This is a genomic window from Chryseobacterium sp. PCH239, assembly GCF_018924625.1.
GTDB lineage: Bacteria > Bacteroidota > Bacteroidia > Flavobacteriales > Weeksellaceae > Chryseobacterium > Chryseobacterium cucumeris.
In genome coordinates this window covers 4,222,765-4,242,558 of sequence record NZ_CP073027.1, presented here as the reverse complement: position 1 = coordinate 4,242,558, position 19,794 = coordinate 4,222,765, and the positions used below count along the sequence as shown (strand labels likewise).

Annotated in this window: 17 protein-coding genes; 6 read left to right on the top strand and 11 right to left on the bottom strand. The window is 36.0% G+C overall.

Annotation, left to right across the window (positions count from 1 at the left end):
* Positions 1 to 2: 2 nt before the first annotated feature.
* Genes KBP46_RS19510 through KBP46_RS19495 form a run of 4 tightly spaced genes read left to right on the top strand, consistent with a single transcriptional unit; the run spans position 3 to position 2,080 of the window.
* Positions 3 to 401: a DUF2007 domain-containing protein gene (locus tag KBP46_RS19510; RefSeq protein WP_216443949.1), complete on the top strand. Its 399-nt coding sequence runs from the start codon at positions 3 to 5 to the stop codon at positions 399 to 401.
* Positions 402 to 409: 8 nt separating this feature from the next.
* Entirely contained in the window at positions 410 to 970 is a 561-nt protein-coding gene (locus tag KBP46_RS19505) for a hypothetical protein (protein WP_216443948.1), read from the top strand.
* A 7-nt stretch (positions 971 to 977) separates the two neighbouring features.
* Positions 978 to 1,583, top strand: coding sequence for a fumarylacetoacetate hydrolase family protein (locus tag KBP46_RS19500; protein ID WP_062673832.1), 606 nt, complete (start codon positions 978 to 980; stop codon positions 1,581 to 1,583).
* A gap of 59 nt (positions 1,584 to 1,642) precedes the next feature.
* Positions 1,643 to 2,080, top strand: coding sequence for a universal stress protein (locus KBP46_RS19495; protein WP_062673831.1), 438 nt, complete (start codon positions 1,643 to 1,645; stop codon positions 2,078 to 2,080).
* A gap of 83 nt (positions 2,081 to 2,163) precedes the next feature.
* On the opposite strand, the gene KBP46_RS19490 is transcribed toward KBP46_RS19495, so the two are convergent.
* Positions 2,164 to 2,397 carry a hypothetical protein gene (locus KBP46_RS19490; protein WP_002976854.1) on the bottom strand — a complete coding sequence of 78 codons (234 nt, stop codon included), beginning with the start codon at positions 2,395 to 2,397 and terminating at the stop codon, positions 2,164 to 2,166.
* Positions 2,398 to 2,439: 42 nt separating this feature from the next.
* Here KBP46_RS19490 and KBP46_RS19485 point away from each other — a divergent pair, with 42 nt between their 5' ends.
* Entirely contained in the window at positions 2,440 to 3,345 is a 906-nt protein-coding gene (locus KBP46_RS19485; protein ID WP_062673830.1) for a DUF6427 family protein, read from the top strand.
* A gap of 6 nt (positions 3,346 to 3,351) precedes the next feature.
* A complete protein-coding gene (locus KBP46_RS19480) occupies positions 3,352 to 3,936 on the top strand; it encodes a DUF3109 family protein (RefSeq protein ID WP_034696856.1) in 585 nt (194 codons plus the stop codon).
* A gap of 81 nt (positions 3,937 to 4,017) precedes the next feature.
* Here KBP46_RS19480 and KBP46_RS19475 read toward each other — a convergent pair whose 3' ends face one another.
* From KBP46_RS19475 to KBP46_RS23920, 10 genes are all read right to left on the bottom strand, one after another.
* The gene (locus tag KBP46_RS19475) at positions 4,018 to 6,861 is read right to left on the bottom strand and encodes a pitrilysin family protein (RefSeq protein ID WP_216443947.1); all 2,844 of its coding nucleotides are present in this window, start codon (positions 6,859 to 6,861) and stop codon (positions 4,018 to 4,020) included.
* A 299-nt stretch (positions 6,862 to 7,160) separates the two neighbouring features.
* Positions 7,161 to 10,025 (bottom strand): pitrilysin family protein, encoded by a 2,865-nt coding sequence (locus KBP46_RS19470; RefSeq protein WP_062673828.1) that lies wholly within the window; start codon positions 10,023 to 10,025, stop codon positions 7,161 to 7,163.
* Positions 10,026 to 10,178: 153 nt separating this feature from the next.
* Positions 10,179 to 10,865, bottom strand: coding sequence for a hypothetical protein (locus KBP46_RS19465; protein WP_062673827.1), 687 nt, complete (start codon positions 10,863 to 10,865; stop codon positions 10,179 to 10,181).
* Positions 10,866 to 11,040: 175 nt separating this feature from the next.
* On the bottom strand, positions 11,041 to 12,375 hold the full coding sequence (locus KBP46_RS19460; protein ID WP_216443946.1) for a trigger factor: 1,335 nt from the start codon (positions 12,373 to 12,375) through the stop codon (positions 11,041 to 11,043).
* A 138-nt stretch (positions 12,376 to 12,513) separates the two neighbouring features.
* Entirely contained in the window at positions 12,514 to 13,104 is a 591-nt protein-coding gene (locus KBP46_RS19455) for a hypothetical protein (RefSeq protein WP_062676129.1), read from the bottom strand.
* Between the two features lie 18 nt (positions 13,105 to 13,122).
* The gene (locus tag KBP46_RS19450) at positions 13,123 to 15,516 is read right to left on the bottom strand and encodes a TonB-dependent receptor (protein WP_216443945.1); all 2,394 of its coding nucleotides are present in this window, start codon (positions 15,514 to 15,516) and stop codon (positions 13,123 to 13,125) included.
* 255 nt (positions 15,517 to 15,771) lie between these two features.
* Positions 15,772 to 16,128, bottom strand: a complete 357-nt coding sequence (locus KBP46_RS19445; RefSeq protein WP_227943437.1) for a hypothetical protein — start codon at positions 16,126 to 16,128, stop codon at positions 15,772 to 15,774.
* A 147-nt stretch (positions 16,129 to 16,275) separates the two neighbouring features.
* Entirely contained in the window at positions 16,276 to 18,204 is a 1,929-nt protein-coding gene (locus tag KBP46_RS19440) for an ABC-F family ATP-binding cassette domain-containing protein (RefSeq protein ID WP_062676132.1), read from the bottom strand.
* Between the two features lie 192 nt (positions 18,205 to 18,396).
* Complete coding sequence (locus KBP46_RS19435) at positions 18,397 to 19,533, bottom strand: DUF2235 domain-containing protein (protein ID WP_253297097.1); 1,137 nt, start codon at positions 19,531 to 19,533, stop codon at positions 18,397 to 18,399.
* Positions 19,446 to 19,751: a hypothetical protein gene (locus tag KBP46_RS23920; RefSeq protein ID WP_253297096.1), complete on the bottom strand. Its 306-nt coding sequence runs from the start codon at positions 19,749 to 19,751 to the stop codon at positions 19,446 to 19,448. The genes KBP46_RS19435 and KBP46_RS23920 overlap by 88 nt, the downstream gene beginning before the upstream one ends.
* Positions 19,752 to 19,794 lie beyond the last annotated feature (43 nt).

The following is a 19,794-nucleotide window of genomic DNA, read 5'->3' as shown; positions in this document are numbered from 1 at the left end:
ATATGTCTGACCTGGTTCGTTTTAAATTTTATGAAACTGCCTTTGAAGCTAACAGGGACAAGCAGATACTGGCTGAAAACGGCATCAACAGTTTCATTGCGAATGAGCAGCTGATCCAGTCGGATTGGCTTCTGTCACAGGCGGTAGGAGGAATACAGCTTCAGGTGTTTGAAGAAGATGTGGAAAAAGCACAGCAGATCCTGCAAGACTATAAAGACAACGAGCAATATTCGCTGGAAGTAGAACATACCATTGAAGATCCTGAGTTTGATTTTGTATGCCCGAAATGTGGTTCCAACCACATCTACAGGGATGACAGTGCTACCAGTTTCTTTGGTATTTCTTTCCTGACGAGTCACAAATTCAAATGTTATTATTGCGGGAATGAGTTTACGCATTAAGGTTTAATATGGTCAAAAAATTTGGAAAGATTTTTCTCGTTGTTATTCTTGGCTTTCTTGTTTTCATAATAGGAAAATTCATATTGGTATGGAACAGCGTAGAAGTTGATCATAGTTTAAGCCAGAAACCTCTTTTTAAATCTTTTGATCAGCAAAAGCAAACAAGTATTTGGGGTTCAGAGAGTGAAGATATTAAAACCAATGATTTTAAGACAAAGTCAGACAGTATAAGTCCAGCATATTATAGCTGTTCTATTACTGAAAATCCAATGCTAAATGTTACATTTTCTGTTGGAGATGGTTTCAGCGGTGGTGGTTTTCAGATAGATATTTTTCAAAGCAGATATAAAATCTCTCCCTATTCATATACTGACAATGTAAAACTCTTTGATTTTTTGGACACAGGAGAATATTATAAAGTTTTGGACAGTAAACTTATTCTGGATAAAGAATCTTATAAAAAAGGAGATAGCATCTTCGGATATACTGAACTCAAAGTTCAAAGAAGATATGGTCCTGAAAAATATATAGAAGAAGGTAAAGGATATTTTAAAGGTAAAGTAAATTAATTAAGTTATGAAAATAATCTGCATAGGAAGAAATTACAGTGAGCATGCAAAAGAATTAGGAAATGAAATTCCTGAGAATCCTGTTATCTTCATGAAACCGGATACAGCCGTTTTAAAGGGAAATGATTTTTACATTCCCGAATTCTCCAATGATATTCACTACGAACTTGAAGTGGTACTAAAAATTTCAAAAGGAGGAAAATATATTCAGAAAGAAACAGCGCATAAGCATTATGAAGAAATTGGCCTGGGAATAGATTTTACGGCAAGAGATCTTCAGAGTGAACTGAAATCAAAAGGTCTTCCGTGGGAGCTTGCCAAAGGTTTTGACGGTTCGGCTGTGGTAAGCAGTTTTTTCAAAAAAGAGAGCTTCAGCCTTGAGAACCTTCAGTTTTCGTTATTAAAGAATAAAGAGAAGGTACAGGATGGCAATACAAAAGATATGATGTTCAACTTTGATGATATTATAGCTTTTGCATCTCAGTATTTTACATTAAGAGTAGGTGACCTTATTTTCACAGGAACTCCAAAAGGGGTTGGAAAAGTAGATGAAAATGATATTCTGGAAGCTTACCTTGAAGAGAAAAAAATCCTTGATATCCGAATATTATAAGTATTTAACATCAAAGTCTGACAAATTTTTCCTATCTTTAGGTAACAAAATTAGAGGTTATGATAAATATTGTATTACCCGTAGATTTTGGGGACAAGACAGACCAATTGGTAGACGGTGCCATAAAATTTGCAAAACAGCTTAACGGCAGAATTTACCTGATCCACGTAGCGCCATCAGATATCGGCTTTGCCATTGGTGATATGGGATTTCAATATTTTCCTGAAGTGGAAGCCAATGAAATCAGAGAAGAGCTGGTGCAGCTTAATAAAATTGAGCAAAGAATCATCAGTCATGATATCGATTGTGAGCACCTTTTAAAACAGGGACTTGCCAAAGATATTATTCTGGAACATGCAAAGGCAAAAAATGCAGATTATATTGTGATGGGATCACATGGCAGAAGCGGAATCTATGATGTATTCGTGGGAAGCTTAACAAAAGGGATTACAAAAAGTTCAAGTATTCCTGTGCTGGTACTTCCTATTCACGACTAAGCAAAAGAAATTTTAATCGTTAGTAATAAAAAAACCGATCAAATCATAATGTTTGATCGGTTTTTTACTATATAACCAATTAATTAACCTTCTTTTTTGTAGATATTCGGATCGTAGTAAGGGTGCTTACCTTCCGTTGGAGAATAATAGTCTTTATCTTTATCGCCACCTAGTGTAACCACCAGTACATAGCACCAATAAGTGAATAGTACACAGCAAACTATAAATAGAATCCAGTTTAAAACATTACCGAAAGCATCAAAGAAACCGAAAGACCATTTGAAAACTTTGCTTAAGAATAGAAAGAAAGACGTCATTATTTTCCTTTTTTAAATTAACTTTGTACAAATTTATAAAAAATGTTTAAATTACTTTCAAAAGAAAGCAATATTTTTTCAATTCCTGTTTATATTGGTTTTCTTCTTTTAGTAGTCATAATATTTAACATACTGAATTTCAATACTTACGAAGCCATAGTTGCCGGAATAACTTTTCTGGGAATTGCTTTGGGATATTTTTGTTTTCACAGTGTTGCCCTTAATTATCAGACCCATCTGCCCTTATTTTTATACACATTTTTTATTTTCGGGCTGTATCCAGGAAATCTGGATATAGGAATTGCGGTTTCTCTGCTTACCAATTCCTTTCTTATCCTGCTACTGACGAGTGCAGATGAAGATATCAGGAAGAAGTCTTATGTATTGGTGGGATCTATTGTAGCTCTGAACTTTATTTTTCTCCCTACAACATGGCCGATGGCTGTTTTTGTTATCATCCACGTGATTGCAACTTCTGCCAAAATCACCCTGAACCTTTTCAGGTTTCTATTGGGAATTGTTTTGATTACATTCAGCTATTTTTCTGTCATGTATTTTGTTCAGTTCACATCATGGAATATTGATTATTTTCCGTTTGGAAGAATGAAACCGGTAACAGATTACACAGAACTTCTGCCATTGATACCTGTGGTTCTGATGCTTATTTATGCGGTATATGACCATTTTAAAAATTATAACAAGAAAAGTCCGATAAGCAGGTATAAATACACTTTCCTATTGGTTTTTTCGGTGGCACAGCTTGTTTCCATCATTTTATACATGAATAAAAGCTATGAATATCTGCTTCTTCTGGCATTTCCCTCAAGTATTATTCTGAGCAGAATGATGAGATTTTTACCTAAATACTGGATGCGTGAAGCCAGTGTATGGGTTATTATTATTAGTTTACTGACCTTTAAAGCAGGTACAGTTTTTGATTTATTTTAGAAAATTATGATTCAGATAGACGATAAATTGATTTCAGAGGAAATTTTTTCCGAAGAATTTGTTTGCAACCTTACAAAATGTAAAGGTGCATGTTGTGTGGAAGGAGATGTGGGAGCTCCGTTGGATAAAAACGAGCTTGAGATATTGGACAGTATTTTTGACAAAATAAAACCTTACCTTACTCAGGAAGGAATTAAAGCCCTTGAAGAACAGGGAACCTGGACTACTGATCCGCACGACGGAATGTATGTTACTCCAATGGTGGAGAACCGCGAATGTGCTTATGTAACGTTCGATGAAAAAGGAATTACGAAATGTGGTATTGAAAAAGCGTACGAAGATGGTGCCGTGGACTGGCAGAAACCTATATCCTGCCACCTTTACCCAATCCGTGTTACGGAATATTCGGCATTTACCGCATTGAATTATCACGAGTGGAATGTATGCAGTGATGCCTGTACCCTTGGAAAAGAACTTCAGGTGCCTGTTTATAAGTTTTTAAAAACTCCACTGACGAGAAAGTATGGTGAAGAATTTTACACCGTTCTGAGCGAAGCTGCTGAAGAATGGAAAAAAGAATATGGTTCTTAACCGATATGTATTTGAATGAAATAATAAAAACCGCAGAGAGACCTGCGGTTTTCTTATTTATTAAAGCTTATAAAAAATAGGTTAATTGGAGGTTTCTGCTTTTTTAACTTCCCCTTTTCTAGCCTTTTCCCAACCATCTTCCGGCATTAACGTTGCTATATTTTTTTCTTTCGTAAGGTATTTTCTGGCAACATCCTGAAGATCTTTTACTGTAAGTGCTTTTACTTTATCCTGATAATTTAAGATATCATATTTGTCACTTCCGTCTAATTGATTCTGGGTGATACCCTGCAGCCAGAATCCATTATCTTTAAGACTTGTTTTATATTCGTTGTATTCTCCTTCTTTGTATTTATCAAGATCCTTTTGCTCTGGTCCTTTATCTATCAATTTTTGTAATTCTGCCATGGCACTTTTGGTAAGCTTTTCTACATTTTCAGGGCCACAGGGGAAATTAACACTAAAATCATACGCACTGTATGGTATTTTACTGAAGCTTCCACTTGCTCCTCCTCCATAAATGCCACTTTCATCTTCTCTTAGTTTTTCAAGAACTTTAATGGTAGCTACTTCTCCAAGAGCCGAAAGTGCCATCGCTTCTTTCTCATTGTAAGGAGCTTCTCCACTGTAAGAAATTGTTACAAGGCTCTTCGGTTCTTTTCCTTTTTTATAAACCTTAGTATATTCTCCTTTCACCGGTCTGTAGCCTGTATCTTTAAATGTAGATGATTTTCCACTTGCAGGAAGTGAAGCAATATATTGCAGGACTTCATTTTTAAGCTGTACTTCATCTATATTTCCTACAAAATAGAAATGGAAATTACCTGCATTAGCAAATTTTTGTTTGTAGATATCGTAAGCTTTCTTATAATCTGTATTTGCCCAATCTTTTTCCGTAGGTTCGAGGCCGGTGAACCGTGGGTTTTTCTGATTGATAAATTTGGAATATTCATTAGAAAAATAATATCCCGGATCCGAATCTACATTCGCCAGCATTGCAGATTTTTTTGTTTTGTAGGCGTTGAATGATTCGGGGTTATAGTTTAAATCTGTAAAACAAGCATAGATTAACTCCATCGCGGTCTTCAGATCCTTTTTCGAGCTTGTTCCGGAAACACCTTCTGTAAGGCCACCCACATAAGCGCTTGCACTCACCTGTTTCCCTGCGAGATAGTGTGCAAGATCTGTTTTGGAAAGCCCGGCTAGTCCAGCTTCAAGCAAAGCATCAAATGCGTATTTTGTTTTATTGTAATCAGTATCGGGAATGACAGACACTCCACCCAGGCCTATTGCTGCAAAAACAATTTCATCATCTTTAAAGTCTGTTTTCTTGAAAGTGACCTTAGCACCGTTGCTCAAAGTCCATGTGGTAGTTCCTAATTTAGCATCTGCTTCTGTTTTAGTAATTTTTCCTTCAGATTTAAAAGGCTTTATTAAACTTTCGGTTTTCGTTTTTTCTTCATAAGGCTTAAGATCAGCCATTTTTACGGCATCAAATGTTTTCAGAACCATCCCTTCTGTTGGCATTGTAATATTATCCTTTTTTGGACCAGTGATAACTATAACCCTGCTATCATCTTTTACCAGCTTTTTGATAATTCTATTGGTCTGTTCCAGTGCTATGGTCGGAAGGATTTCTTTAATATGTTCATATCCCCAGGTAATTCCAGGTATTGGTTCCTGTCTCAGGAAATTGTTCACATAACCATCGATAAGCTCACCACTTTGGTTTTTATCTTTGTTGTTGTAAGCCCATTCATAAGAAGAAAGCATCTGATCTTTTGCTCTGTCCAGCTCAGATTGGGTAAATCCAAATCTTTTGGCTCTTTCCACTTCTTCCAAAAGAACTTTTAGCCCATTCAGCTGATCACCGTCTTTTGTAGCAGCTGATCCCTGGAATGCTTCTTTATTTCTTGCAAAAGTTCCTCCGTGATAAACAGAACCATAAGTAAAAGGTGGATTTACAGAGTTAACCAGCTCTGCCAATCTGCTGTTGAGCATCATATTCACAAGGCTTTCTGCAACACTGTGATCATACTGCTGAACTGTTATATCCGGTTGGTACACTTCGGAATCTTTGATGATGAATTGCACTCCTGAACCTGTTGCATCAGGATCTGTTTCAATAGCTACCAGTGCTTCTTGATGGTTCGGAAGATCAAAAGATTTTCTTTCTCTTGGTTTTGAAGGATTTTTATATTGACTGAAGTTATTCTTAATCTTTTTCTCTATTTCATCTACATTGATATCTCCAACAACAACAATTGCCATCAGATTCGGTCTGTACCAGTCCTGGTGGAATTTTCGGATAAGATCGGGTTTGAAGTTTTCCAGTACTTCTTTTTTACCGATTGGTAGTCTTTCTGCATACTGAGATTTATATAAAAGCTTAGGAAGATATTTATCCATCATTCTCTTATCAGGTCCAAGACCTAACCTTAGTTCTTCCAATACGACTCCTCTTTCTTTATTGATCTGCTCATCAGAAAGTGTTGTATTAAATGCCCAGTCTTCCATTACTTTCAGTCCGGCATCCAGATTTCCCGGTTTATCTAATGGGACTGGAAGCATATAAACTGTTTCGTCAAAACCGGTATAAGCATTAAGGTGCTGTCCGAATTTTACTCCGATAGATTGTAAAAAGTCGACTAATTTATTATCCGGAAAATTTTTGGTTCCGTTGAAGTTCATGTGCTCCATAAAGTGAGCCAGTCCTCTTTGATTTTCGTCTTCAAGAATAGATCCTGCATTGATTGCCAGACGGAATTCTACTTTTTTCTCAGGTAAAACATTTTTTTTGATGTAATACTTCATCCCGTTGGAAAGAGTACCGATTCTTAAGGACGGATCCACAGGGATGTTTTGTCCACAGACATTTAGAGACATCAGGAAGATGGCTGAAAACGAAGATAATATTTTTTTCATCTACATTATTTTTGACCCTCAAAAATATCGATTCTCTATGCAATCAGCCTTTTACCACAGGGTTAAATTGAAGTTAAAAAAATTAAATATTACAAAATGAAAATAAATTATTTCTTTTATATTGCTTAAAATGATTTTTAATTAAAAACATTCACAAATTAATTAAAATAGACTAATTAAAAATAATATCATTTTCTTCATCTACTCATAAATCATGGTTAATCTACTATTATATTGTCCTTTTTCAAACAAAAAAACCGTTGTAATGTACAACGGTTCTCTTATTTTAATTAAAAATATTAATTAGCAGCGCCTGCTTTTACAGTTACAGTTTCTGCTTTTTTAGGTTCTTCTTTTTTGGCTTTTTCCCAACCATCTTCCGGCATTAGCGTTGCTACAATTCTTCCTTTTGTAAGATATTTTTTAGCTACATTCTGAAGATCTTTTACCGTAAGTGCTTTTACTTTATCCTGATAATTTAAGATATCATACTTGTCACTTCCGTCTAGCTGGTTCTTAGCAATGGCATTCATCCAGAACATATTATCTTTCAGTTCTGTTTTGTTGTCATTATATTCACCTTCTTTGTATTTATCAAGGTCTTTTTGTTCAGGGCCATTATCTATAAGCTTCTGAAGCTCTGCAATAGCACTTTTAGTCAGCTTCTCTGCATTTTCAGGACCACAAGGGAAATTAATACCGAAACTATACGTTCCGTACGGTATTTTATTCATTCCTCCTCGGGCGCCACCTCCATAGATACCACTTTCATCTTCTCTTAGCTTTTCGATAACTTTAATAGTAGCCACTTCTCCAAGCGCTGATAATGCTAAAGCTTCTTTTTCATTGTAAGGAGCCTCTCCGCTGTAAGAGATAGACACCATACTCTTAGGGTCTTTTCCTTTTTTATACACTTTGTTGTAATCACCGGTCATCGTTCTGTACCCTGTATCTTTATACATTGTTGTTTTTCCTGACGATGGCAGACTTGCAATATATTGCAGAACTTCATCTTTAAATTTGGCTTCGTCTATGTTTCCTACAAAATAGAACTGGAAGTTTCCGGCATTGGCAAATTTATCTTTATAAATATCGTAAGCTTTTTTATAGTCTGTATTGGCCCAGTCTTTCTCCATTGGGAATACCCCGATAAATCTAGGGTTCTTCTGGTTCATGAATTTTGCATGCTCATTAGAGAAATAAGCCTGAGGATTAGACAACAGGTTATTCAACATTGCAGATTGCTTTTCTTTATAAGCATTAAAGGAAGCAGGATTATAATTTAAGCTTGTAAAATAAGCATACATAAGCTCCATAGCAGTTCCTAAATCCTTTTGTGTGGTTCTTCCGGAAACGCCTTCAAAAAGAGAAGTTACCATAGGATTTACGTTCACCTGTTTACCGGCAAGATAATTGGTAAGGTCTGCTTTAGAGAATCCTCCTACCCCAGCTTCTGTTAATGCTGCGAAGGCAAACTGGGTTTTATTGTAATCAGCATCTGGGATAAGAGAACTTCCTCCTAAGCTTCTTGCTGTAAATACGATTTCATCGTCTTTAAAATCTGTTTTTTTGAAAGTAACTTTCGCTCCGTTGCTTAAAGTCCACGTTGTTGTTCCCAACTTGGCATCTGTTTCCGTTTTAGCAATTTTTCCTTCAGATTTGAAAGGCTTCACCAGGTTCTTGATGGTTGCTTTTTCTTCATAAGGCTTAAGATCTGCCATTTTCACAGCATCAAATGTATTCAGTACCATTGCTTCTGTAGGCATGGTTACATTATCTTTTTTAGGTCCTGTAACAATAATTACCCTGCTGTCATCTTTCACCATTTTCTTGATGATTTCATTGGTTTGTGCAAGCGTAACGGATGGTAAGAAAGCTTTCGTATCTTCATATTCCCAAGCAATTCCAGGAATTGGTTCCTGCTCCAGGAAGTTTCTTACATACTCGTCTATCAGAATCTCACTTTCTGTTTTGTCTTTGTTGTTATAAGATCTTTCAATATTGGAAAGCACCTGAGATTTTGCTCTGTCCAGCTCAGATTGTGTAAATCCAAATCTTTTTGCTCTTTCAACTTCTTCCAATAAAACTTTCAACGCATTCAGCTGATTTCCCTCTTTCACCATAGCAAATCCCTGGAACGCTTCTTTGCTTCTTGCATAAGTTCCTCCGTGGTATACTGATCCGAAAGTGAAAGGTGGGTTTGTAGAGTTAATCAGCTCTCTCAATCTGTTATTTAACATTGTCGTTGAAAGATTTTCTACAAGACTTTGGTTGTACTGTTCTACCGTTACATCAGGTTTATAGGCATCAGCATCTTTCATGATAAACTGTACCATAGAATTGGTAGCATCAGGATCTGTTTCAATAGCTACCAGAGTTTCTTTATGATTCGGAAGATCAAAAGATTTTCTTTCTCTTGGTTTTGAAGGGTTTTTATATTTGCTGAAGTTATCCTTGATCTTCTTTTCAATTTCGTCCACATTGATGTCTCCTACCACAATGATTGCCATCAGATCCGGTCTGTACCAGTCCTGGTGGAATTTTCGGATAACATCTGGTTTGAAGTTTTCCAAAACTTCTTTTTTACCAATTGGCAGTCTGTCTGCATACTGAGATTTATATAAAAGTTTTGGAAGGTATTTATCCATCATCCTTTTATCAGCTCCAAGACCCAGTCTCAGCTCTTCCAACACCACTCCTCTTTCTTTATTGATCTGCTCATCGGAAAGTGTTGCATTAAATGCCCAGTCTTCCATTACTTTCAGTCCGGCATCCAGATTTCCTGGTTTATCTAATGGCACAGGAAGCATGTAAACCGTTTCGTCAAAACTTGTATAGGCATTAAGGTGCTGCCCGAATTTCACTCCGATCGACTGTAGAAAGTCTACTAATTTATTATCCGGAAAATTTTTGGTACCATTGAAATTCATATGCTCCATAAAGTGAGCCAACCCTCTTTGATTCTCATCTTCAAGGATAGATCCGGCATTGATTGCCAGACGGAAGTCTACTTTTTTCTCAGGTAATGTGTTTTTTTTGATATAGTACTTCATTCCGTTGGAAAGAGTACCAATTCGTACAGATGGATCCACTGGAATATTCTGTCCAAAGGCATTCGCAGACATCAGGAAAATGACTGCAAATGAAGATAATACTTTTTTCATGGTTATTTGATTTTATTTACGGCTTAAAACTAATATTTATTCAGAAGGTGAAGAAATCATTAAATCAATTTTATAGTTAAATTTGAGTTAAAATTATTTATATATTAAAAAAACCGGGGAATTCCCGGTTTTTGTGTCTTAAAAAGTATCTTATTATTTAAAATCAGCATCCGAAACTCCGGAGTTAATAACCACTTTTGTGGTTTTAATTGTCATTTTCTGACCTCCACCTTCAGCTTCTACTTCAGCAGGGAACTGTATTCCGTCTACCGCCATATAGCTTTTAATGGTTGCTTTACCTTCTCCGGCATCTGTTTTATATAAAAGTCCTGTTCCGGCATCGAAATAGAATTTACCTTTGTCTGAAGACAATACATTATAATCTTTTCCGTCAAGTTTTTCTGTAGATACAGCCTGGAAATTAGAAGCATCAAATGCTAAAGCATCCATTGGCTTTCCTTTTTTAAGTTCAGCAATTTTGTCAGCAGGAATATCTGTTTTGGTTCCCATCTGATCAAAATATCCTTTTTCACCATCAAAAAGCTGTACCATTTCTTTCCCCATGAAAGATTGTACAGATTTGAATTTATTTCCTAATTTCTTAGTTGTCATTTGGATTTCCATTCCCTGTACAGCCACTGTGTTATCAGTAATGGTAGATTTTACAGCGTCCAGTTTATCTTTTCCACCTAACGCTTTGAAATAATTATCAATAACCTCTTTAGGTGTAAGTTTTGATTGTACGGCTTCTGTTTTAGCAGATGCAGCCCCTTTTTTCTGAGCTGCTGCAGGCACTGAGAAAAGTACAGCGCAGAAAAACGGAATGATGATCTTTTTCATATTTATAATAAAGTTTAAAGAGTAAATATAGGAATATTGGCGGACATACAAATAAATAATGAGCAATTAGTAATGATTGATAATTGATTAATGATTAATGATTTTCAGGTGGGATATATAATAAAAAAAACCGCCAAAAAATTGACGGTTTTCAAATATTTATATCTGGATATAATTATTTCTTAAGCTCTTCTAAAAATTCGTCGTGAGAAATTTTAGTTTCTTTTTTGCTAGCTTTTTCAAGAATTACATCTTTCAATTTAGCCATTGCTACTTCAGAAGAAATTTGTCTTACCTGCTCCTGGTCTTTCAACATTTCAACAGCATATTTTTGGATTTCTTCATCCCCTAAGTGGTGGATTCCGTAGATTGCCAATTGGTTTTTCACTAACTGCTCAGCCTGAGCTAATACATCAGCATAGTCAAGGTTGATTTCGTTCTCAGTCATCAATTTACCTTCGATGATCTGATATTTCAATTGGTTTTTCTCAGCTTCAAGAATTTCTTTAGCCTGTTCTTCAGACTGGATATTCTGGTTAGAGAATAATAACCACTTCACAAGGAAAGATTCAGGTAGTTTTACTTCTTCTTTCTCTGTTACTTGCTCTAATACTTTATTCACGAAGTGAACATCAGCATTCTGTTGGAAATACTCGTCTAATTCAGTTTTCACTTTATCTTTAAGCTCATCTTCAGACTTAATGTTTCCTTCTCCGTATACTTTGTCGAATAGATCCTGGTTAAGTTCAGCTAAGTTTAATGAATAGAAATCTTTTACTTTAACTTCTACTTCATTGTGGTGTAGGTACTCAACTTCTTCTTTGCTGAATCCTAATTCTTTAGCTAATTCTTCGTCACCTGCAAGAGTTTCTTTCGTTACTTTTACAGAACCTTCCATTTTCAAACCTTTTACCAATTTGAAAGCTTCTTTGTTTTCAGCAGTAATAGTAAGGTTTTTTGGGTGGTGGTGGTGCTCTCCTTCAGCATCTTCTTCCACAACCTGAGAAACTTCTAAAGCAATGTAAGAATCTTTAGTGATTTTATCTTGAGGAACCTGCTCAGCGAAACGCTTCTGCATGTTTTCAATGCTCTTACTGATTTCTTTATCAGAAGCTTCTACTTTGTAATGAGGAGCTTCATATTTAGCTAAATCTATAGTGAATTCAGGCTCATATCCTACTTCGAAAGCAACTTCTATTTGATCAGCGTTGTAATTTAATTCGTTTACTGGCTGAGGAACAGGCTGACCAACTAATCTTAATTTGTTTTCATTAACATAGTTGTTTAAAGCATCAGAAACTTGTCTGTTGATTTCTTCAAATGCAATACCTGCTTCATATTGTTTTTTAACCATACTCAAAGGCACTTTCCCTTTTCTGAATCCAGGAACTTGCGCATTTTTAGCATAATTAATCAACTGCTTCTCTACTTTTTCTTTGTAGTCAGATTTTTCCAATGTTACTGTAAGCAATGCACTTACGTCATCATGGTTTTGTGCGGTAACCTTCATTATTGATTAAAATTTTAGGTTGCAAAAATAGGAATTTTTTATGAAAAAAGCCCATTTAAAATCAACTAATAAAGCCAAATATTGTTAAATAAAAAACCACCGGAGAATTCCGGTGGTCCAAACAAGATTAAAGGTATATTAATTAACAATATTATAGTTAGCCTGTGCATCAGTTTCTCCTCCTGTATGAGTTCCGTAAATCACTCCGTTTCCACTTACGGCAGAAGCTTCAGAAACCGTTACCGGCTCATGGAACAATGTAAGTACCAGCTGACTAGGTGCAGAAGCATTTTTTACCGCAGTATTGACTACCCATTTTGTTTTCAACCCAACACGGTTTCCATCATCTCTGGTTGATTTTTCGTCATCTGTACGGGTTAAGGTAATATCTGAGTTAGGAAAATTATATACAAGGAAATGTTCATCCTTTGCGTCTTTAATTTCCTGAGTAGCATCTTCATCTCCGTTTTTGAAAATAACTTCTACATTATAAGTATGTCCGTTGATCAGTTTAACATTAGGATTAGTAGTACTGTTCACCTGATAATCATAAACAATAGGATTATTAGGGTCAGCCTGATCTGTTACTCTTAAAAGGACATCTGACAATTCTTCCTGAGGAAGGTCATCTGCTTCATCATCGCTTCTGTTACACGATGTTAAGCTTAAAGAAACAGCTAAGAATAAAAGTCCTAAGATAAGTGTTGTATTTTTAAAAATATTTTTCATGTTTTTGATTTTAAATAATTAAAATTGATATTTAAGAGTTAAAATGAAGTTTCTTCCCATTTCGTTGGAAAAGAAACGAAGTCTGTTCAGATAATCTCTGTAAGACGTATTGAATACATTTCGAACTGAGAAATCAATTCCGAAATTTTTAGACAGATTTACCCCTGTCTGAAGGTTCCAAAGGGAATATCCGTTTGGAGGTGTAGAAATATCCACTTCTTCATTGTAAGGATTTCCGTCTGAATCAAATAATCTGATCGGAACGTTATAAACAGGAAATCTCGTCTGTTTCAGATATGTATTGTTACTTACGGTGAAATAGAAGTTCTTCCATTCTTTTTTATTGAATTCCAATGAATTGTTAAAGTTCGGAGGCATCATAAGAATAAGCGGTACATCATGAGTCTGATCCTGCCCATAAACGTAAGATCCGCTTCCTTTGTAAGTCAGATTATCTGTGATCTTAAGCTGAGCATCAATATCCAATCCATACATTTTTGCATTGATCTGTTGATAGTTGTATACCACAAAAGCTCCGCCCCACTGAGTATTCTGATATCCTGTAGGAATCTGGTTGATAAAATTCTGAGTATAAAAGAAATATGGGTTAACAGAAATATTCAGTCCTTTTAAGACATTTGCTTTTACATCTGCCACCAAGTTAAACTGATTTCCGGTTTCACTTTTCATTCTCATATCTCCTCTTTCAATAATAGCTGCAGAATGGTGAAGTCCGTCTGCAAAAAGTTCTGCGATATTCGGAGATCTTGAAACCCTGGCGTAATTGAATTTCAGGTTAAAATATTCGGATGGATGATAAACAATTCCCCCGTTTACTGAAATATTATTATAACTTAAAGACGGCTTGGTAAGAATTCTGTTTTGGTTGATTCTTACTACAAAATCTGAATAATCTGCTGCATACTTTTTATTCCAGTCACTCAGATCATACCATTTTGTTACTTCGTAGTGATCATAATCGTATCTGCCTCCCAGTTCAAGATCCAGCTCCGGTGCAATTTTATATTTCAATACGGAATAAATTCCTGCATAGTACCTGTCATAGTTCGGAACAAGACGTCTCGCCTCGGTCTGAGTATTGGAATAATTGTTTTGGTATCCAGCATTAATCCCTGTTTCAAGATTCCAATTTCCTCTTTCTATCAGGTGGTTCACATTCAGATCATTGGTGATCAGTTCAAGATCCAATGCCGGTTTTTTGCTCAAAGCTTCTGTACGTCTGATATCATATTCTTTTCTATGATTGTATTGAAAGCTGTAAGTGGCGGTTATTTTTCCAAAATTTTCGAACCTTTTATACGCTGAAACCTTAGCAATATGATGCTCGATTTCCTGTTTAGGATTGTCAATATCATAGCTAAAATCTCTTTGATAGATTGGCGCTAGTGATGTAAGAGCATTACGCAGATCTTCGGAATTCCCAACGTGAGAACTTCTAAGAATCCCGACTGTGCTTTTAGTCAGATAATAATCAAAAGAAAAACCTTTTTCAAATGTCATTTTCTGTACACCAAAATTAAATCCTGAGCTCTCAAGACCAGTATTCATCAAGCCATAATCCGGAGCTTCAAGATCTCCCAGTTTTTTATAGCTTCCATTGGTTTTTATACCCCAGCCATTTTCCCAGGTTTTTGCAAGTTTTACATTAAGATCAGCCCCTCTTCCGTTTGAAATTCCGGAAAGAGAAACACTTCCCATAATGGTATCTTTTTTAGGTAAAACCTGAGGTTGTAAAACAACAACTCCTCCTACAGCTCCTGCTCCATATTTCAAGGCTGATGCCCCTTTTATCACGTCGATATGTTCAAAATTGTTGACATCCACATTGGGAGCATGCTCTACTCCCCATTCCTGTTCGGCAAGCTTTACCCCATCATTCATAATGGAAACCCTGCTTCCATAAAGCCCATGGATAATAGGTTTAGCAATATTATTTCCTGTTTTAAGAACGTTAACACCGGAAATATTAGTTAATAAATTCCCTAAGTTTTCGGTAACATTTCTTGAAAGCGTTGATTTATCAAGTGTTTTAACCACCATGCTTCCATTGTTTTTATGACTACCATGAATAGTCACGGTTTCAATATCTTTAATGTGGTGTTCCAGTGTAATCACCAGCTGAACATCCTTATCAACTCCTATATTTTCAGTATAATCATTGCAATCAGGATGCTGTGCAATGAGTGTATACTTTCCTGCAGGAATTTTATCAAAAGAAAATTGACCTTTCTTATTGGTTTTGGCTGTAAAGTTCCCGATTTTAATCACTGCATTTTCCAGCAATGTTTTATCATGGAAATCCTGAACGGTTCCCTCTACAGTATAATTTTTTTGTGCACTTGTAAATACTGATCCGCAAAAGATCAGCAGCAGGCAATATATCAATTTCATTGTAAATAGATTGATTGCGTACCCGTTTCAACAGGGTACATTTTTCGTTAAAATTTGTGGGAAGGGTTAGTTTTGATGGTACAATGTATCTTGATAAGAAGTTAAGAAACCGGAAAATAGTAATTGAACATTATTAAATATTAAATATCAATTACAGATTATCAGGTATTTTTCCCAACATCTTGAAACCTTAAACTTTAAACATTGAATTTAAAGCAGTAAACATTGAACTTTAAACCCTATAGAATCTATGAATTATGCAAGTGCGGGCGGTCCCCGAAGCTGGAAGGTGAATTTGGTCTGTGACCAGATTTTCTCCTGGATGGCGATGATTTGTTTTACTTCATGGCTGTAATGCTCAAAAGTAAAATTGAATTCTTCAGGAGCTAATGTATGTCCGGTAACCAAAAAGTGGCAGGCCAGACAGTCGCCAGCTTTCTCTTTAGTAACGGCTTTCGTCATCGTATTCTCTGCTTTTTTAAGATGAAAAGCCTTAAAATAGTCTACAGAATCATGATGGTGAAAGCTTTGAGAAAGCAGCGCGAGAAAATACACTCCAAACAACAGCTTGGAGATAAAACTCTTTAGGTTTCTGCTTTCTTTAAAAATCATGGTTCAAAATTATGAAAATAATTTAATTGTTTCCTTAAACTTTTATTAAATTACTTAATGATTGTTGACAATAGGTAGAAACAAGTACAATTTTGTTACAAAAAAATGCTTCATCTTACTGATTTGATGAAGCATTTCTATTGTAGTTTAATCCAGTTGGGTTCCAAGATATTCCCACTCCTGTAAAGCGGTATCCAGCTCCTCCTTAGCTTTGTTGTATTCTTCTAAGGTTTCATCTGAAGGATTTTCTTTGGCAAAAGATGCTTCCATCTGCTCTACTTTTGTTTCAAGCTCAGAAATTTTCTCTTCCACTTTCTTGATTTTATTCTGAATATTTTTCTGTTCTTTACTTACAATATTGGAAGACTGGCTACTGCTTACAACAGGCTTCTCCTCTACTTTCTTAGGTTCCACCTTTACTTCCGTATGAAGTTTGGCTTTTTCTGCAGAAATCTCTCTGATGGTTTCTTTCTGTCTGTACTCAAGATATTCGTTGATATCTCCAAGGAATTCTTTCATTTTCCCATCACGGAATTCGTAGATCTTATCACAAAGTCCCTGAAGGAATTCCCTGTCGTGAGAGATGACAATTAAAGTTCCTTCAAAATTCTGCAGTGCCAGCTTGATAATTTCCTTAGACTGGATATCAAGGTGGTTGGTAGGTTCGTCCATGATCAGCGTGTTGAAAGGACGAAGTAACAGTTTACAAAGTGCCAGACGGTTTCTCTCTCCTCCGGAAAGTACTTTTGTTTTTTTAGTAACGGCATCTCCCTGGAAAAGGAAAGATCCTAATAAGTCTCTTACTCTTGGTCTTGTTTCTTCTGTTGCTGCATCTTCAGCTTCTTCCAGAACCGTTTTATTAGGTGTTAAAACCTCTTCCTGATTCTGAGCGAAATATCCGATGTTAACATTATGTCCAAGATTCCAGGTTCCGGAATAATCTTTAATATCTCCGGCTAAAATTTTAGCCAATGTCGTTTTTCCTTGTCCGTTCTGTCCCAAAAGGGCAATTCTGTCTCCTCTCTGAACGATAAAGTCTACATCATCAAAAATCTGCTTCTGTCCATAAGCTTTTCCAAGATTGATGGCTTCGAAGATCACTTTCCCCGGAACCATAGACTGTACGAAACGGATATTGAATTTCGAAACGTCCTCGTTATCCACTTCGATACGTTCGATTTTATCTAATTTTTTAATAAGTGACTGCGCGAAAGATGCTTTGGTAGCACTTGCACGGAACTTATTAATGTTATCCTCCATTTGTTTGATCTCCGCATCCTGATTCTTTTTAGCCTGAATCAGTTTCTCACGGCGATCTTCTCTCATGACAAGATATTTCGAGTAATTCGCTTTATAATCATCAACTTTTTTATTGTTGATATCAAAAGTACGGTTGCACACCGCTGTCATAAACTGTTTATCGTGGCTTACCAGAACAATAGCTCCCGGATAATCTTTCAGGAAGTTCTCCAGCCAGATGATAGATTCCATATCCAGGTGGTTGGTAGGCTCATCGAGAAGCATAATGTCGTTCTTCTGAAGAAGTAATTTTGCCAATTCGATTCTCATTCTCCATCCTCCGGAAAATTCATCGGTAATTTTCTGGAAGTCATCTGCTTTAAATCCTAAACCGAATAACACTTTTTCCATGTCACCTTCAAGATTGTAGGCATCATGATTCATCAAAAGGTCGTTCAGCTCGGTCATTTTATTAATCAGATCCGTGTAGGAATCACTTTCGTAATCTGTTCTTACTGTCATCTGGTGATTCACCTCTTCCAGTTCGTTTTTCCAGGCATTGATCTGTTCAAAAGCCTGCATGGTTTCTGCCCAGACCGTTCTTCCTTTTACGAAATCAAGATCCTGTTTAAGGAAACCAATGGTAACACTTCCTTCAGTGACAACTTCTCCCTCGTAGAAATTAATTTCTCCGGAAAGCATTTTCAACAAAGTGGATTTTCCTGCTCCATTTTTACCAACGAGACCTACTTTATCATCCTTTTTAATGGTGAAATTGACATTTTGAAATAAATAATTTCCTGAATGGTGTAATCCTAAACTTTGAACCGAAAGCATCTTAATTAATAATTAGTAATGAATAATGAATTTTCGGGTGCAAAAATACGGAAAAAGAAATGAATAGCCGAGAAATAAAAAAAGTGGTCAGGATTCAGCAGTTTTTCCTTTATATGTAATACATTAAACCGAAAAAAAGGAGACACCCTCAGATGTCCCCTAACCTAAATTTAAAACTGAGAAGTTTTTTCATTAATTCTTCCATTCATTTAATATCGTAGCTGCCGGTGCTTTTATAATAGAACGAACCCAGATATCATTATTGGGAACGTTTGTTCCATATAGGAAATCTGCAACAAAGCTGTCCTCCGGAAGATGAAGTTCTACGGAAAGCCTTTTTGTACGGCTTGTTTCATCAACGGAGGTACGACTTGATACATTTAATCCATTATTAATCAACTCAATATTAATTTCACGCTGAGTTCTGTACCGGAAACTATCACTATACAATCCGAAGTTTGAAGAAATATGGGTATAATCCACAAATCTTTCGAAATCATATATCGGTTTTTTGTTTGTAGAAAGATCCTTTACATATTCTTTCATTTTGATATAAAACCGATTGAGAAAAGCATGCTTATTATAATCTGTTCCAAAATACGCTTCATTCTCAGTACTAAATACTGATAATATGGTATTGGTTTCGTCCATCATGAGTTTTCCATATACTTTTGACAGGTCATTATATACTTTATCCCGGCAAACATAGGCCTGTGAAAGGCCATCCACCGTTTCCACTTTATATTCCGAGAGTAAAGCATCCCATATTTTATTTCCATCAGCATTGGTTTTTGCATTTCTGATATCTGAAACGTAGTCATGCAGATCATCAACATTAATGAAATCTGTAGAAATATAAACAGATTGTGGACCTTCCAGATATCCTCCTCCAATATCAGCATGATCTCCAGGAACAAATATTTCTTTCCAAACTGAAGACTGATTTTCCAATTTCTGATCCTGCATTGTTTTCGAATTCTCAAACAAACCTGTCAATGGAAAGAAAAACCTGCCCTCATTAACTGCACAGAAATGCAGAGCATTCTCTACCTGTGCAGAGATCTTCATGTTATAATTATTAAAAGGCTTAGACTCAATCGTATCAAAAAGCCCCAAAAATTTTATTCTGCAATTTCCTACCGCATAAAAAGTCAGAAGCTGATTACAGAAAGTTCTTGCTAGCATCCCTCCTCTCCCGAATCCATAGATATAGAAATGGTATTCCTTTGTCTCATCATGGATTATTTTCCGCACAAAATCTCCGGCTTTCTGAAGTTTATCATCTGACGAATATCCGCTTCCATAGGGTGGATTTGCACAGGTTGCCATGGCAAAATTATTATCTTCACTGCCTGTCGCGGTACCAATTCCTTCAATATATATTTTTCATCTCCAACGAATAAACTGTATAATTTATAGATATTGCTGAAAGTACCATAATAGCTTTCATTATTGTTCAGCGGTTTATCCGGTGAAAGAATATTTGCTCCATTATTTCCTGTACCGTCAAAGAAAATTCCGACGGAAATCACTCTGTTACCATTCATGTTTCTACTTTAATTTTTACTAAAGATCCTGTTTGTGTTTTTT